This window comes from Ruegeria sp. CJ9, from assembly GCF_056536625.1.
The window spans coordinates 159646-175385 of sequence record NZ_JBQFPY010000004.1 but is presented as its reverse complement, the minus strand read 5'-3'; the positions used below and the strand labels follow the sequence as shown (position 1 = coordinate 175385).

At 56.5% G+C, this 15740-nt stretch carries 19 protein-coding genes; 6 read left to right on the top strand and 13 right to left on the bottom strand.

The features are described 5' to 3' along the window. Positions 1-130: 130 nt before the first annotated feature. Positions 131-505 (bottom strand): 50S ribosomal protein L7/L12, encoded by a 375-nt coding sequence (rplL, locus tag ACR0AJ_RS10540; RefSeq protein ID WP_170350962.1) that lies wholly within the window; start codon positions 503-505, stop codon positions 131-133. Positions 506-584: 79 nt separating this feature from the next. After that, positions 585-1103 (bottom strand): 50S ribosomal protein L10, encoded by a 519-nt coding sequence (rplJ, locus tag ACR0AJ_RS10535; protein WP_058283024.1) that lies wholly within the window; start codon positions 1101-1103, stop codon positions 585-587. 417 nt (positions 1104-1520) lie between these two features. Here rplJ and ACR0AJ_RS10530 point away from each other — a divergent pair, with 417 nt between their 5' ends. Together ACR0AJ_RS10530 and ACR0AJ_RS10525 are read left to right on the top strand one after the other, a co-directional pair. After that, entirely contained in the window at positions 1521-2483 is a 963-nt protein-coding gene (locus ACR0AJ_RS10530) for a phosphotransferase (RefSeq protein ID WP_480740809.1), read from the top strand. Positions 2484-2650: 167 nt separating this feature from the next. Continuing rightward, entirely contained in the window at positions 2651-3691 is a 1041-nt protein-coding gene (locus tag ACR0AJ_RS10525) for a Hint domain-containing protein (protein ID WP_170350964.1), read from the top strand. Between the two features lie 76 nt (positions 3692-3767). On the opposite strand, the gene rplA is transcribed toward ACR0AJ_RS10525, so the two are convergent. Further along, entirely contained in the window at positions 3768-4466 is a 699-nt protein-coding gene (gene rplA / locus ACR0AJ_RS10520; RefSeq protein WP_170350965.1) for a 50S ribosomal protein L1, read from the bottom strand. 1 nt (position 4467) lies between these two features. Then, on the bottom strand, positions 4468-4917 hold the full coding sequence (gene rplK, locus ACR0AJ_RS10515) for a 50S ribosomal protein L11 (protein WP_037314971.1): 450 nt from the start codon (positions 4915-4917) through the stop codon (positions 4468-4470). 313 nt (positions 4918-5230) lie between these two features. Here rplK and ACR0AJ_RS10510 point away from each other — a divergent pair, with 313 nt between their 5' ends. The 3 genes from ACR0AJ_RS10510 (at position 5231) to ACR0AJ_RS10500 (ending at position 7970) form a co-directional block, all read left to right on the top strand. Continuing rightward, positions 5231-6127: a sulfotransferase domain-containing protein gene (locus tag ACR0AJ_RS10510; RefSeq protein WP_170350966.1), complete on the top strand. Its 897-nt coding sequence runs from the start codon at positions 5231-5233 to the stop codon at positions 6125-6127. Positions 6128-6357: 230 nt separating this feature from the next. After that, positions 6358-7209 (top strand): hypothetical protein, encoded by an 852-nt coding sequence (locus tag ACR0AJ_RS10505; RefSeq protein ID WP_170362288.1) that lies wholly within the window; start codon positions 6358-6360, stop codon positions 7207-7209. Then, positions 7206-7970: a hypothetical protein gene (locus tag ACR0AJ_RS10500; RefSeq protein ID WP_170350968.1), complete on the top strand. Its 765-nt coding sequence runs from the start codon at positions 7206-7208 to the stop codon at positions 7968-7970. The genes ACR0AJ_RS10505 and ACR0AJ_RS10500 overlap by 4 nt, the downstream gene beginning before the upstream one ends. Before the next feature lie 123 nt (positions 7971-8093). Here ACR0AJ_RS10500 and nusG read toward each other — a convergent pair whose 3' ends face one another. From nusG to ACR0AJ_RS10465, 7 genes are all read right to left on the bottom strand, one after another. Continuing rightward, positions 8094-8627, bottom strand: coding sequence for a transcription termination/antitermination protein NusG (nusG, locus tag ACR0AJ_RS10495; RefSeq protein ID WP_010440977.1), 534 nt, complete (start codon positions 8625-8627; stop codon positions 8094-8096). Positions 8628-8826: 199 nt separating this feature from the next. Then, on the bottom strand, positions 8827-9024 hold the full coding sequence (gene secE, locus ACR0AJ_RS10490; protein ID WP_170350969.1) for a preprotein translocase subunit SecE: 198 nt from the start codon (positions 9022-9024) through the stop codon (positions 8827-8829). Between the two features lie 82 nt (positions 9025-9106). Continuing rightward, on the bottom strand, positions 9107-9265 hold the full coding sequence (gene ccoS, locus ACR0AJ_RS10485; protein WP_170350970.1) for a cbb3-type cytochrome oxidase assembly protein CcoS: 159 nt from the start codon (positions 9263-9265) through the stop codon (positions 9107-9109). 5 nt (positions 9266-9270) lie between these two features. Further along, positions 9271-11448 carry a cation-translocating P-type ATPase gene (locus tag ACR0AJ_RS10480; RefSeq protein ID WP_170350971.1) on the bottom strand — a complete coding sequence of 726 codons (2178 nt, stop codon included), beginning with the start codon at positions 11446-11448 and terminating at the stop codon, positions 9271-9273. Between the two features lie 4 nt (positions 11449-11452). Next, positions 11453-11911 (bottom strand): FixH family protein, encoded by a 459-nt coding sequence (locus tag ACR0AJ_RS10475; RefSeq protein WP_170350972.1) that lies wholly within the window; start codon positions 11909-11911, stop codon positions 11453-11455. Between the two features lies 1 nt (position 11912). After that, positions 11913-13340, bottom strand: coding sequence for a cytochrome c oxidase accessory protein CcoG (ccoG, locus tag ACR0AJ_RS10470; protein WP_170350973.1), 1428 nt, complete (start codon positions 13338-13340; stop codon positions 11913-11915). 101 nt (positions 13341-13441) lie between these two features. Further along, positions 13442-14317, bottom strand: a complete 876-nt coding sequence (locus tag ACR0AJ_RS10465; RefSeq protein ID WP_480740806.1) for a LysR family transcriptional regulator — start codon at positions 14315-14317, stop codon at positions 13442-13444. Positions 14318-14417: 100 nt separating this feature from the next. Here ACR0AJ_RS10465 and ACR0AJ_RS10460 point away from each other — a divergent pair, with 100 nt between their 5' ends. After that, positions 14418-14555, top strand: a complete 138-nt coding sequence (locus ACR0AJ_RS10460) for a hypothetical protein (protein ID WP_480659262.1) — start codon at positions 14418-14420, stop codon at positions 14553-14555. A gap of 136 nt (positions 14556-14691) precedes the next feature. On the opposite strand, the gene ccoP is transcribed toward ACR0AJ_RS10460, so the two are convergent. Together ccoP and ACR0AJ_RS10450 are read right to left on the bottom strand one after the other, a co-directional pair. Continuing rightward, a complete protein-coding gene (gene ccoP, locus ACR0AJ_RS10455; protein ID WP_480659260.1) occupies positions 14692-15555 on the bottom strand; it encodes a cytochrome-c oxidase, cbb3-type subunit III in 864 nt (287 codons plus the stop codon). After that, a complete protein-coding gene (locus ACR0AJ_RS10450) occupies positions 15552-15737 on the bottom strand; it encodes a cbb3-type cytochrome c oxidase subunit 3 (RefSeq protein WP_170350977.1) in 186 nt (61 codons plus the stop codon). The genes ccoP and ACR0AJ_RS10450 overlap by 4 nt, the downstream gene beginning before the upstream one ends. Between the last annotated feature and the right edge of the window lie 3 nt (positions 15738-15740).

Genomic DNA, 15740 nt, shown 5'->3' with positions numbered 1-15740 from the left:
GATCCGAAAACCGCGTCTTAGAAAACGCCCCCGTTCATGAGGCCCTTTCTAAGACAGGTTCGGCTGGACCCGGATTTCTCCGGGCCCAGCCAAAATTTGCGGCGCATCAGCGATGCGCCAGACAACGGGCTTAGGCCAGTTCGACCTCGGCGCCAGCTGCTTCCAGCTTGCCTTTGATCTCTTCGGCTTCGTCCTTCGACACAGCTTCTTTGATCTTACCGCCAGCTTCGACCAGCTCTTTGGCTTCTTTCAGGCCCAGACCGGTGATGCCGCGAACTTCTTTGATCACGTTGATTTTCGAAGCGCCGGCGTTCTTCAGAACGACGTCGAATTCGGTTTTTTCTTCCTCAGCTGCGCCACCGGCGTCGCCACCAGCTGCGACCATTACGGCGCCGCCAGCTGCGGGCTCGATGCCGTATTCGTCTTTGAGGATGGTTTTCAGTTCTTGTGCTTCCAGCAGGGTCAGACCCACGATGCTTTCTGCGAGTGCTTTCAGATCAGCCATTTTATCAGCTCTTTCCGTTTACAGTGTGTGTTCCAACGTTAGGGTATTCACCCTACGCAGATCATTCAGTGCCAACCGCTTACGCAGCTTCCGCCTTCTCTTCGATGGTGGAAAGGATGCTTGCGATGTTGCTTGCAGGTGCGCCAATCGCGCCGGCGATGTTCGAAGCAGGTGCGCCAATGCAGCCCACGATCGAAGCAATGAGCTCCTCGCGAGACGGCATTTTCGAAACTGTTTCGACGCCTTTGCGGTCCAGAGCGTTCTCACCCATTGCACCACCAAGAATCTCAAAATTCTTGTTATCCTTGGCGAAGTCCTCGGCCACCTTGGCTGCTGCCACGGGGTCCTCGGAATAGGTCAGAACGGTCATCCCTGTCAGCAGGTCGGCCATGCTTGCACACGGCTTACCCTCAAGGGCGATTTTGGCGAGCCTGTTCTTGGCAACACGCACGGCACCACCCGCGTCACGAGCACGTGCGCGAAGGTCCTGCATCTCGGCAACTGTCAGACCGGCGTAGTGCGAAACCACTACGACGCCAGAGCTTTCGAAGATTTGGCCGAGTTCCTCGACCACTTTCTCTTTCTGGGCTCTATCCACAGTTCTCTCCAAGTTAGGGGTGATACCTCACCCCGGCTCATATTTGCCGAAGGGTTAACCCCGGCGTTCAGGTCCGTTGTTACGGGATTGGCCAAAACTCGCCCGAGGATCGTGACCCTCAGAATTCTTTGGTCTTACCCGTCTCAGGCAGGGAATTAAGGGGCCGAATGGACCCACCCACCGTCTTGGACGAAACAAAATAAAGCGCACGACGAATCGCACGCTTTATTCCGCAGTTCTATTTAGGCCAGATGGCAGGGGTTTCCAAGGGGTAAATTGACCGTTCCAACCGGTTTGCTTTACCGCCCAGATCCGTCGCGCAAAACCCAAAGCCAGCCATCACAGCATTGACATGACACCAGCCCTGAGTTCCATTCGATCCGCACAGTGAAAAGCCACATAGAACGACGCATTTGAATGCTGGATCTTTCCGATACTGAACAGACAATCGCTTCAGAGTATGTGGCCGAGTTTTCACGGCGCAATCCTGTCGGGCCTGTGAAGAAAGTCGAATGCGTCTATCGCTCGCACGCGTTTCCGGATTCGCGTCTGGTCTTGAAAATCACAACCGGAATTGAAAGCTTTGCACTGAAAATCGACAACAACTCTCCCACCACTGGAAGGCTGCGGGATGAGTTCGGCCTGCTAACCGATCTTCACCAGCATTTTGAAAACAACCCGTCATCGCAGGTTATCCGCCCGATTTACCTGTCGCCATCTGAAACCTTCTTTGTCACCGAATTCATCAACCGGCCAACCGCGGTCGACCTGATCTATAACAGCAAGAACGAAAATCAGGTTGCCCAGATTTTTCGCCGTGCTGGATCATGGTTGAATGATCTTCATGACCGCCACCCCCCGGCGAGCTATGCATTTCGACCAAAATGGATGACGGACAGCATTCGCGACCTGTCAACTACAGTGCCCTATGATATCGCGGGCACAAGTCGGAAAATGGTAAACGTCATGCTGGCCGAAGCTGCTCGCCTGAAGGGCATTCAGGATATCCGGGTTTTTTCGCATGGAGATTTTCACGGGCAGAACCTGATTGTCGGGCAGGGAAAAACGATTGGCCTGGATTTTACTGAATCCCGCGAAAAGCTGGCCGTGTACGATATCGTCGACTTTCTAAAGGCAGATATTTTTCGCGACGGGGCCGGACCCGATGTGGATCGCAGCGGTATTCTCAGAAAAAACAAGGATATGTTCTTTCGCCGTTATCGACATCCCATCAACATGGAAATTCTGGATTACTGCATCCGGGGCCGGTTGTTGAAGGACTGGCTGGCGTTGTGGCAACCCAACCACGACTGTAGCCCGTTTGAGGAAGACAAACGACAGCGGTTGGGCAATCGTTTGAAAGTTGTGTTTCAAGGATAATGAGACTGTTGCGGTAACCGTCCCAGTTGACAATTATTTGTGCGGTATTTTGAAGAACCCGGTTGACGCACCCACCCAACCAATTTCTTATCTTTCAGCATAATTTCGCGTGGCCTTCGTCGCCTTTGGCCCAACATAACAAGTACAAAAGAGGAATAATCGCGCAGATGGTTCTCCGCAGTTTTTTCGCTCAGGACAGTGCCAGTCTCATCGCCACATTTGTTCCGGCCGGAGGCGATGCCAATGACATTGTCGTCGGTGGATCTATTATCAACAACTCAGACACACCTGACGGCACCATTTTTGCCTATTCGGGTGGATTTGGCACTACTGTCACGCTGGACGACACCAGCGGCAGCCCGGATGTATTCGACGACGATCAGGAAACGGGCCATGTAATTACCGATGGCGGTGGCATCGTCACAAATGGCACACAGGTTGAATCTGAGTCCGTGATCACCGTGCGGGCTCTGGACATTAACGGAAACCCAACCGGACCCGCGATTGACATCTACGTGTTTTCCCAGAACGGGGTCACGCAGGACGTTTGGGGCTATAGCACGTCGGCCCCCTTGGTGCCGGGAACCTCTTATGTCAAAATCAGCGGCTCAAACGCGGGGTCGTCGCTCTATACGGATTTCATTACCTGCTTTGGCCTAGGAACCTTGATCGAAACCGAAGATGGTGACGTCGAAGTGCAGACCCTGAAAAAGGGTCAGCGCGTCTGGACCCGGGATGGCGGGCTGCAACCGATCCTGTGGATCGGAACGACCGAGGTTCATGGCCACGGCGCGTTCGCTCCGGTCGTGATCGAAGCTGGCGCCATCGGAAACACGCATGAGCTTGTGGTCTCGCAACAGCACAGGGTCCTGATACAGTCACCCGCAACCGACATGCTGTTTGGCTCGTCCGAAGTGTTCGTGGCCGCCAAGCACCTGTGCGGCCTTCCCGGCGTTTCGATCCGTGAGACGGACCGCATCACCTATACGCATTTCATGTTCGACCGGCACCACATTGTGCGATCAAACGGCGCGCTGACGGAAAGCTACTATTACGGCGATACTGCCAAATATTCCCTATCATCCCCGCAAAGGGCGGAAATCCTCGCGCTTTTCCCATCGGTTGAAGAGATCGGAAATGCGTTCCAGCACACGGCCGTCAAGACAATCGGGGCGCATGAAGCCCGCGTATTGCGCACATACCTCTGATCACGCGGACCGCAAAAATGAAAAACCCGGGTCGCATATGCAACCCGGGTTCTTTTTCTAAGCGCTTGGCTGGGGCTTATTCGCCGGCCGCAGCCGCCACATCCAGAGTCACGCCGGGGCCCATGGTCGAGCTCAGCGCGATTTTCTTCATGTAGGTGCCTTTGGCGCCCGACGGCTTGGCCTTGGCCACGGCCGAGATGAAGGCACGGACGTTTTCGACCAGCTTGGCTTCGTCGAACGACGCTTTGCCAACGCCGGCGTGTACAACGCCGCCTTTTTCCGCCTTGAACTGAACTTCACCACCCTTGGCTGCTTCAACGGCCGCTTTCACGTCCATGGTAACAGTGCCGACCTTGGGGTTCGGCATCAGGTTGCGGGGGCCCAGAACTTTACCCAGACGGCCAACGATCGGCATCATGTCCGGGGTGGCAATGCAGCGATCGAATTCGATGGTGCCGCCCTGAATGGTTTCCATCAGGTCCTCTGCGCCGATGATGTCCGCGCCTGCTTCTTTCGCTTCGTCAGCCTTGGGGCCACGTGCGAACACAGCAACGCGCATCGCTTTGCCGGTGCCGTTCGGCAGGCCGACAACGCCACGAACCATTTGGTCCGCGTGACGGGTGTCAACGCCCAGGTTCAGAGCGATTTCGATGGTCTCGTCGAACTTCGAAGTGGCGTTGCCTTTGACCAGGGAAACAGCTTCTTCGACCGACAGGTTTTCCTTGCCAGCGACAGCTTCGCGCGCAGCGCGGGTACGTTTACCGAGTTTTGCCATCTTACTTCACCTCGATGCCCATAGAGCGGGCCGAGCCCAGGATGATCTGCATTGCGCCTTCGACGTCGTTGGCGTTCAGATCTTTCATTTTGGCTTCGGCGATTTCACGAACCTGCTTCGAAGTCACGGTTGCCACGGTCTCACGACCAGGGTTTTCCGCGCCACGAGGGCGGTTACGCTTGCCAACCGGCTTCAGACCAGCTGCTTTTTTCAGGTAATAAGACGCGGGCGGCGTCTTGATGTCCATGGTGAAGGACTTGTCCTGATAATAGGTGATCACGGTCGGGCAAGGTGCGCCTTGCTCCATGTCTGCGGTCTTGGCGTTGAACGCCTTGCAGAATTCCATGATGTTGATGCCGCGCTGACCCAGCGCCGGACCAACTGGCGGCGACGGGTTCGCCTGACCTGCAGGAACCTGCAGTTTCATTGTACCAGCAAGCTTCTTGGCCATTTGGTTTTCCTTTCAACTAAGTCAGGGCGCGCCCCGACCAGATTATGTTGCGTGGTCCGATCCGGGATCGCGATCCCAGCAACCTCCCACGAGAGAATCTCGCCCGAAGACGATAGAGCGGGCATGTATAGAGGATTGGTGGGGTTGGCAAGAGGTTGGCGTTACAGTTTGGCATCACTGCTTTGGGCCCGTAACACGCGTACTCATCTCTGCCTGTCTCCTCAACTGCAAGACCGATTAGCGCCACAAATTCTTCCTCGGACTGGCGTTCTGTGGCAGACTGGCACTTTCAAGGCGCAGGAGGGATCGGAAAATGAACGGGTTTGGGTCGCCGAAGAAAACACGGGAGTTTCACAACCACCACTTTGACTCCTCCATGTGGAACGATTTCGAATTTCGTAATGACGATATCATCATCGCGACCTATGCAAAGTCTGGAACGACTTGGGTTCAGCAAATCGTCGCTCAGCTGATATTCAACGGCGCTGAAGACCTCGACGTCGCCGAGATGTCGCCGTGGCTTGACCTTCGGGTCCCGCCCAAAGAGGTCAAGTTACCAGCAGTCGCGTCGCAAACGCACCGACGCTTCTTGAAAACGCATTTACCGGTGGATGCGCTCGTTTTCTCAGAACAAGCCAAATACATATACATTGGGCGCGATGGGCGTGACGTAGTATGGAGCTTTCACAACCATCATTCGAACGCGAATGACACTTGGTATGAAACTCTGAATGATACGCCCGGCCGGGTAGGCCCACCGATCGAACGACCAACACGAGATACCGTTCAATACTTCAGGGAATGGCTGGAGAATGATGGTTACCCGATGTGGCCTTTCTGGGAAAATATTCGAACCTGGTGGGAGATTCGCGATCAGCCCAACGTGCAACTTATCCATTTCGAAGCGCTCAAACGCGACATGCCGGGGGAAATTCGCCGCATCGCAAATTTCCTGGACATCGAGATTGACGAAAGTCGTTGGGATGCGATCCTCACGCACTGTTCCTTTGACTACATGAAAGCACATGCAAGTAAATCCGTCCCTGGAGGCGGTATTTTTTGGGATGGCGGCGCAGAGACATTCATCCACCGCGGCGTGAACGGTCGTTGGCGTGAGATTCTCCCTGAAGAGGACAAAGCCCGCTATGAGGCTAGAGCCTTGGCGGAGCTCGGGCCGGAATGCAGCAGTTGGCTAGCCTTCGGAAAATAAGAGCATCACTGGCACCACCTCGTCGAAACCCACGAAAGGGCCATCATTGACGGAGGTCCAGAGAAGACAAACGATTGCCTCTATGTTCCCAATTACCTGATTGAGGCCCAATAACGCCTCAGCGAAGGTCGAGATTTGCGGAACAAATCAATTAATCCTAATACTTGAGTTGCTTAAGAAACGAAGGCGGGTATCTTGGTGCAACTTGGACACAAATGAGGTGGTCAGGGATGGGGTCATCTCGACTTAACAAAGGACTGCTGATCTGTGTACTGGTCGCTATGCTGCCGGGTTGTGGCAGCAAGGCCGAAGACCAAAAAGCTCTGGATGCCGAAACCAACGCGGTCACAAAATCCAATTCGTCCGTAACGACAGGGATTGATCCAGCCACCTATGCCGGTCGCTTTCAAATCAAGCTAACAAAAGAAGTACCCCTGCGCGACATTCCGGTTCCCTTTACCGTTTACGGCGGTCTAGAAGAATCCAGCCCAACCCGATTGCGGTTGAAGGCCTTCATGGATCTGCGTGGGCTACAGGAAAAAGCCCCTCAAATCCTGACTGGCCCTTTGGAAGAAACCTGCAAACGTCAGATTTACCTTGAGATCCGAGACGTTACCGCCATAGGTGACACCGTAAAGGTCGAAGGTTCCGCCCGCGCGCAGTTTACAAGGTGCAACCGGCGTGAAGAACCGGGCTTTCGTTATTTTGGAGCAACCGTGGACGCGGTCGCTGTCGCCAAGGCTGAGGTGAAAGGCCAATGCCTAACATTCAGCATTGAAAGCGCCGACCTCAGCCCGCGCGGGTTCATCGGCGCTGTTTCCAACCTCTTTGGTTTGACCAACCGCATCAACGACGCAGTTCTGGAAAAGGGTGGTGAGTTTCTGGCAGCCCATCCGGTTTGCCCGCCACTGCCCGACGAATTCTCTGTTCTCGAACCGGTCTACGAATCAGGAGGCACCCGCGAAATCGCTCCGGGCGGGATGGGGGCGGCTGTTGTCGGATCTGCCGATGTCAGCGCCGGGACAATCGTCAAAGTCCTGGGTGGGCTGAAGGAACTTGGCGTATTGGAGTTTGCTGAATGAGACACTGGTTGATTTTCCCGGTCTTAATGGCAGCCGTTCTGGACGCCCGGGCACCAAGCGCGCAACAAGTGGACTTTGTCGTCGACGCGACATTGCCAGTTCGTGATACAGAGCTGCCCTATACGCTTGATCTGAACCTCGCCGCTGTTGCGCCGACACGGATCGGGGTGGGCGCGCTTCTTGATCTGCGTGAAATACAGAAGACTGTGCCTGAGCGACTGGCTGACAACGCAATAGTCGACAATTGCGGCCTGCAAGTCCGGCTGGATGACTTGAGTTTTGGGGCCCAAGGCGATGCGATTGATCTGGATGGGGATGTAACCATCACGATCTTTGAATGCAGCCGAACCAGTGAGCGCAATTTTCAACGGGGTGAGCAAAAAAAGGCTATCCTGGCGAACATGTCCACCGAAGCGACAGTCGAACTGCGTGACAATTGTGCCTATTTCAAACTCATTGATCTTACACTGACGGCCCCCGAAGAACAGCGAGAGCAACTTCTGGATGATGATACGCTGGACTCTGTAAAGGAACTGATGCTGGCCGCTGTAGATCTTGTATTGAACGATACCCCTTTGTGTCCGAAGTTACCGGCAGAACTCGCGTCACTTGACCCGGTTTATGACAATGGCGGACCCAAAGAGATCGGAGAAGGTGGGCTTGGTGTCTTCCTTGAAGGATCGGTGGATGTCAGCCCTTCGACCATTCTCGATATTCTGACGGTCCTTCAACGGCAAGAACTGATCCCCGGCCCGCCGTAACTGCAAGGTGATCCTTGTCGTTGAGAAAACCACCTTGGACTTCTGAACTGACAACTGGTTCGCCAAAACAAAACGCCGCAGTGCTCGTGGCATCGCGGCGCTAAAATCTTGCTGAAGTAGCTATCAGCTCTGCTTTGTAACCTGCGTGAAGTCCAGCTCGACCGGGGTTTCCCGACCGAAGATCGAGACCGAAACCTTCAGCTTCTGAGCTTCGTCGTCGACACCTTCGACCATACCGTCGAAATCCTCGAACGGGCCGTCGTTGACCTTGACCTTCTCGCCCACTTCGAAGGTGATCATCAGCTTGGGCGCTTCTTCACCTTCCTGAACGCGGTTGAGGATCTGGTTCACTTCGGCATCGCGCATCGGCATCGGGCGGCCTTGCGGGCCCAGAAAGCCGGTGACGCGGTTGATCGAGTTCACAAGGTGATAGCCCTGATCGGACATTTCCATGTGCACCAGCACATAACCGGGCATAAAGCGGCGTTCGGTCGTGACCTTCTTGCCCCGGCGCACTTCGATCACCTCTTCGGTGGGCACCAGAACTTCGTCGATATCGTCCTCAAGGCCCTGCTCGGCCACCGACGTGCGGATCTGCTCTGCGATCTTCTTTTCGAAATTCGAAAGAACGCTGACCGAGTACCACCGTTTCGCCATGAACCTGTCGTCCTTGTTTGCCTTCGGTGCGCTGGCAATGCCGCAAGCACCGTCATTGAAATTCTGTCACGTCACCCGGAATAAAAAGCGGCGCGCAGCCCGAATCGCCGCACGCCCATTCCGAATAGTACCGCGTCAACTACTCTGACATTGCGCGCTGTGCAAGGGGGCAGTGGCGTTTCAGCCCGCCCAAACCGGTTTAACTGAATGCACCCAGGATCAGTTGCAATCCGCCGCGAATGCCCAGATCAACCAACGCAAAGAACACGGCAGTCAGCGCCGCCATGATGAACACCATGACCGTGGTCAGCAGCACCTCACGCCGGGTCGGCCAGACGACCTTTGCAACTTCGGCGCGGACCTGCTGAATGAACTGGATCGGATTCATAGTTGCCATTTGGCTTGGTTCTCTCTGCTAGCGGATGAGCCGGACATAACCGGGCATTGCGGCAATTTCAAGAGCGCTTGATTGCCATGTGTCAGGGCTTGGGCTTGTCGTCCCATTCATCACTCAGGATGCGCCGAGAGTCACCCTCGGGGTCGTCATATTGGTTCGAGCGGACGGTATACACAAAGGCCACAAGTCCAACCCCGCCCAAAAACAGGGAAATCGGAATCAGATAGGCCAAAACTTCCATAGCAGCTACCTCAGACGCAGGGCGTTCAGGGACACGGTGATGGACGAGGTCGACATCGCCAGCGCCGCAATCAACGGCGTGGCCAGACCGGCCACCGCCAGCGGCACAGCGATGATATTGTAAACGGTGGCAATACGAAAGTTCTCGCGAATCCGTTTGGTCGCCTTCACGGCCGTATCACAGGCATCGGCAATTGGGGCCAGATCATTACCCAACAGCACGATATCCGAGGCCACCCGCGCCGCGTCCAGCGCCGATGCGGGCGAGATCGACACATGCGCCGCTGCCAGCGCGGCGGTATCGTTCAGACCGTCGCCGACCATTAGAACATGTCGGCCCTGATCGCTCAGCTCCTGCACACGGGCGGCTTTTTCTTGCGGCAAAGCCTGCGCGACCCAGTGTTCGATCCCCAACTTTTCAGCCAACGCCTGAACCGCGCCTTCTGTGTCACCCGAAATCAGGATGACCTCTTTGCCTGCGTCGCGGAAGGCTTGAACCGCCTCGGCCGCGCCGGGGCGCAGACTGTCCGAATACTGGAAGCACACAGGCGCCTGCCCTGCGACGGACAACCATGCTGCGGTCTGATCACCCTCTTGCGCACCGGTCCACGCTGCCCGGCCCAGACGCACGCGCTGATCTCGATAGGTGCCTTCGGTGCCGTAACCCGGAACTTCGGTGATATCTTTCAGACGGGCCGGTTTGACCCCCGCATCGCGTGCCGCGGTGGTCAATGCAACGGACAGCGGGTGCGAGGAGGCCTCGGACAGCGCCAAGGCCACTTCAAGGTTAGTGCGGGCATGATCGCCCAGGTTGATCAGTTCGGGCGTGCCCGAGGTCAGCGTACCGGTTTTGTCGAACACCACCGTATCCACCTCGGCCAGACGTTCCAGGGCAGTGGAATGTTTGATCAGCATCCCCTTGCGGAACAACCGCCCCGAGGCTGCCGTTGTCACCGCAGGCACCGCCAGTCCCAGCGCACAGGGGCAGGTGATGATCAACACCGCAGCTGCAATGTTCAGCGCGGTGCGGATATCGCCGGAATAGATGTACCAACCGAGAAAGCTGAGTGCCGCTAGGATGTGTACACCCGGCGCATAAAGCTTGGCTGCCTTGTCCGCCAACGAGGTATAGCGCGACCGGCCCGATTCAGCGATGGCGACCAGATCGGCCATACGGTGCAGCGACGTATCCTCACCCACCGCTGTCGCCCGAATGGTCAGGGGGCCAGTCAGATTAACCTCACCAGCGCTGACTGCCATACCCACTTGCGCAAAAACAGGCAGGGTTTCCCCGGTCAACAGGGACCGATCAAGCTCTGACTGCCCCGACACAATTTCGCCGTCCACCGGCATACGCCCACCGGGCCGGACAAGGAATAGATCGCCAACTGCAAGGGTGGCCACGGCCACTTCTTCTTCGGCACCCTCGACCAGGCGGATGGCGCGCGGTACTTCTAGTGCGGTCAGTTCTTCGGCCGCGGATCGGGCAGCATCGCGGGTGCGGTAATCCAGATACCGCCCCGCCAGCAGGAAGAAGGTCAGCGTCAGCGCGGCATCGAAATAAGCGTGTTTGCCGCTGAGCGCGGTTTCCCAAAGCGATGTGATCAACGCCAACAAGATGGCCAAAACAATCGGAACATCCATGTTCAGGCGTTTGACCCGCAGGGCGCTCCAGGCGTTGGCAAAAAAGGGCTGCGCGGAAAAGGCAATGGCCGGCAGAGCAATGGCCGCGGAAATCCAGTGGAACATATCGCGCGTGGCATCCGATGCGCCCGACCAGACCGACACCGACAGCAGCATCACGTTCATCGAAGCGAAACCAGCCACCGCCAGCCGCATCAACAGATCGCGACCAGCCTTATTGGCCTGCGTCGCTGACAACGAACCGGGGTCCAGCTCGTGCGCCTCATAGCCCGCCCGTTCCAATACAGGAATAAGATCGGCTGCACGCAGATCAGGCGACGCTTTGACCATCGCCCGCTTGAGTGTCAGATTCACCCGCGCGTCCTCGACCCCCGGATAGGCGTTCAGTTCCCGTTCGACCGTGGCAATACAAGCCGAGCAATGAATGCCCGGCAACGATAACGCAATCTGAGCATCCTGTGGGATGGGCCGCGCCGGTTCCGCCGGGCTGGCGATACAACCGGGGCAGGCCGCAGTGCCGGATGTGAACTGCGTCGTCATCCCATCACCCTTTTACGTACAACGGCACACGCTGGGCAAACTCTGCACCCGCGCTATCCTTGGCAACCAGCCGTATGTTCCAGTTGCCTTTGCCCAACGATACCGGCGTTGCATAGGCCTGACCGTCAAAGATAAATTCGGGCGAGAAATCATCCTCGACATGGGTGGCGCGACCCACAACAGCCTGCAACTCGGCCACTTCGACCGGAGCTCCGGTTTTGTCGGTGATATGTAGGATCAATAAGCCGCCAGACATTTCGGCACGAATGGTCCAACCCAGCGCCTGATGTTCCTTCAGACGGTCGTTGAACTCCTGACTGGCGACATAAGAGTTTTTGACCTCAAGCCCCGGAAAGGTTTTGACCGCGCTATAGGCCAGTACGAGGTTTACGGCGATAATCACACCAAACGCGGCGACGAAAATGGCCAGAGCGTGCTTACCGGTAAATTGACGCTCGGCCATACTAGTTCCCTCGTCCGTTGAAAGTGGTGTCTTTATAGGCGCGTTCACCGCTTTCCAGATCCTCGACCCAGATGCGCACCGAAGTTGCATCCGCAGCCGCCGGCCCGGTGTCGCCCGCAGAAACGATGTAGACGCGGGTTAATTGTGCCGTATCTGCCGTGACATTGACAATCTCACCTTCGACGCCCTCGATCTGGATCTGCAAGGCCGGATCACCCGCGAGGGACAATTGGAACGCCCGGTCCTCGCCATGCTTGTTACGCAGGCGCACATCATAGGTATTGCGGATTGTTCCGTCGGACAAAGTGACAAAGGTCGGGTTGCGCACGGGCGCCACGGTCAGATCAATATCGGACCGGATAAACAGCGCAAACAACAGCGCAAGGCCAACCAGGGCCCACAAAGCCGTATACAGGATCGTCCGCGGACGCAGGATGTGTTTCCAGACGTTGATGGGTTGCTCGCCTGCACGTTCATGAGCTTCGTCGCTCAGCGCCATATAGTCGATCAGGCCACGCGGCTTGCCGATCTTGGCCATCATGTCATCGCAAGCGTCGATGCACAGCGCGCAGGTGATGCATTCCATCTGCTGCCCGTCGCGAATGTCGATCCCAACCGGGCAAACATTCACGCAAGCCATGCAGTCGATGCAGTCGCCCAGCTCGGAATCGGTAGTACGCTTACCCTTGCCGCGCGGTTCGCCCCGCCATTCGCGGTACCCGACGACCAGAGTGTCCTCATCCATCATTGCGGCCTGAATACGCGGCCACGGGCAAGCATAAATGCAAATCTGCTCGCGGGCGAAACCGCCGAAAAAGAACGTCGTACCTGTTAAGATCAGGACCGTTGTATAGGCAACCGGATGAGCGTTTCCAGTGACCAGATCCCGCATCAGCGTAGGGGCATCGGCAAAATAGAACACCCAGGCCCCGCCGGTTGCCAGACCGATCAGAAACCACGCCGTCCATTTCGTGATACGCAGGCGCGCCTTGCGGAAATCCAGCTTTTCCTGCCGGTGCAGTCGCAATCGGGCGTTGCGATCGCCTTCGATCCAGCGCTCGACCAGAATGAACAGGTCCGTCCACACCGTCTGCGGGCAAGCATAGCCGCACCACACGCGCCCCAGCGCTGAGGTAAACAGAAACAGGCCCAGACCGGCCATGATCAACAGGCCTGCCACGAAATAAAATTCATGCGGCCAGATTTCGATCCAGAAAAAGTAAAAACGCCGGTTCGCCAGGTCCAGCAGCACCGCCTGATCCGGCAGGCTGGGGCCGCGGTCCCATCTGATCCAGGGCGTTACATAATAGATGCCAAGCGTAACCGCGAGGATGATCCATTTCAGGTTTCGAAATGGCCCGGACACGCGCCGGGGAAAGATCGGCTCCCTTGCAGCGTAAAGGCTGGGGGCAGGGTCGGAATCGCTCACAAGCAGGCTCCAGATGTGGCTGTCTTTTAGGCGTCTTTTTCCAGATCACAAAAGCAGTCACTTTGACATGGGTCAAAAGCGCATCACGCAGACACCTTTTGTCACACCATACCAGCTTGCCGCCTGAGCCAGCTAACAAAAATTTTGACAGCCGGGCGCAGTGGCGCATCCCCTGTAACAATGTGGTATCCACGCGCGCCAGGTTCGCGAAACAACTCGATGATGCGACCCGCCTGAATATCAGCTTCGACAAAATGTCGCGCCGTGAATGTCACACCCTGACCAGCGCGCAGCCCCTCAAGCACCAGATTGCCGGGCAACAAGATTCGCCCAGCCCGCGGGCCGTGTTCAACCCCGCGGCGGGCCAGCCACGATGTTGCCTCTGTAGTTCCAAGCTCTTCCAACCAAGGCAGTTGGCTAAGCTCATCCGGAGTAATGGCTTCCCGGCCTCCCAGTAGCGACGGCGCAGCAACTATCACGATCGGACTTTGCAACAGAGGCTCTGCATTCACCCCCTGCCAGTATCCATCCCCGTATCGGATCGCCACATCCACACCACCCGGACGCAAACTGGCAAGGTCAGGCGAAGGGTCCAGCGCCAAGGGTATATCAGGATACTCGGCCTGAAACGCCGGCAAGCGGGGCATCAGCCAGGACGCGGCAAAAGATGCCGTCAAGGATACATGAACCGGGCGATCTTCGGCGATATGCGTCAGATCCGCTACGGCTGCCCCGATCGCGCCAAAACCCAGATGTAAGGCGCGGGCCAGCCTTTCACCCTCGACCGTCAACGTCATGGACTTACCGCTGCGGTCCAGCAGGGTCACCCCAAGGTGTTTTTCCAAGGCGCGCAATTGCTGGCTGATGGCAGCGTGGCTGACATTTAACAGGACCCCGGCCTGCACCACATTTCCTGCTTCCGCAAAGGCATGAAAAGCCTTCAGCGATGCAAGGGGTGGCATTGTCATCCAATTCATATGTAAGCCTAGGTTACATTACTCAATGGCAATTGAGTCGCATATTCCTCGCAAAACATCAATCCTGAGTGCAATCAGACCCAACTTAAGGAGAGATCAGATGCTATCGATTCTTGCACGTACATTCATGGTCGCCACCCACACGGATGGGCTAACGACACCGCAAAACCGCGAACACCGCCCCGAGGGCAATTGGTGGAGGAGAACCACGCGCGTCACACGTTCCCGTGCGAAATGACGGGCCCTCTGGACCCGATCAAAACAGAGAACTAATCTGAACTTGTAGCACCGGCTGTTCAGGAAACGCGCGAACAGATGGAACAGCCGGTGCCTAACCTTCGGGCGGCGAACCGTCCGAAGGTATTCTTTTGCCGTTACTGACCGCCACCCAATTGGTGGACATAAGCTGTGACCGCGCGAATCTGCGCGTCGGTCAGACGGTTTTCCCAGGATGGCATCACGCCAAAGCGGCTGTTGGTGACCGTTTCGGTCAAAGCCTCTTCGCTGCCGCCATAAAGCCAGATTGCATCGGTCAGGTTCGGTGCGCCCTGAGTGATATCACCGGTGCCGTCTTCGCCATGACATACTGCGCAGTTGTCCTCGAAAACAACTTTGCCCGCCTGCGCCGCCGCATCATCAGTCTGAGCGTTGGTCAGCGACATGACATACTGCACCACCTGAGTGATTTCGTCCTGTTCCAGAATCTCGCCAAAGGCCGGCATCTCAGAATAGCGCGCATCGTCGCTTTCTTCATTGCGAATACCATAGGCAACGGTCATCTCGATATCCTCGAGCGACCCTCCCCACAGCCAGGCATCGTCCAGCAAGTTCGGGAAACCCGGCGCACCCTGCGCGCCCGAGCCGTGACACTGCGCACACCAGGTACGGAACACCGCACCGCCTGCGTTCACCGCGTATTGCTGCAACTCGGCATCTTTCGAGATATCCTCCAGCGGCGTTTCAATCAGCTTAGTATTCCACGGCGCATTGGCCTCCTCGAACGAGATCATCTCTTCCTGCACAAGTGCTCGGGAAGACCATCCCATGACACCAGCCGTTGCAGACCGAACCAACGGCCAAGCCGGATACATGATCGTATAGATCACGCCCCAAACAATGGTTGCGTACAAGACCCACAGCCACCAGCGGGGCATCGGATTGTCAAATTCCTCAATTCCGTCCCAGCTGTGGCCGGTGGTATTCGGATCACCCGGCTGTTTTTCAGGTGTTTTGCTCATTTCCTCGCCTCCTTGACTTCGGCGGGTTTATCTTGATGCCGGAAAGGGATGTTGGCGGTATCCTTGTATTCTTTGCTGGCACCGGGGCGGAAAACCCAGATCACGATGCCTACAAAGAAGGCAAACAGCACAAGTAACATCCAGCTATCCGCGAACTGCCGTAAGAGAGTATATTCTTCCATCAC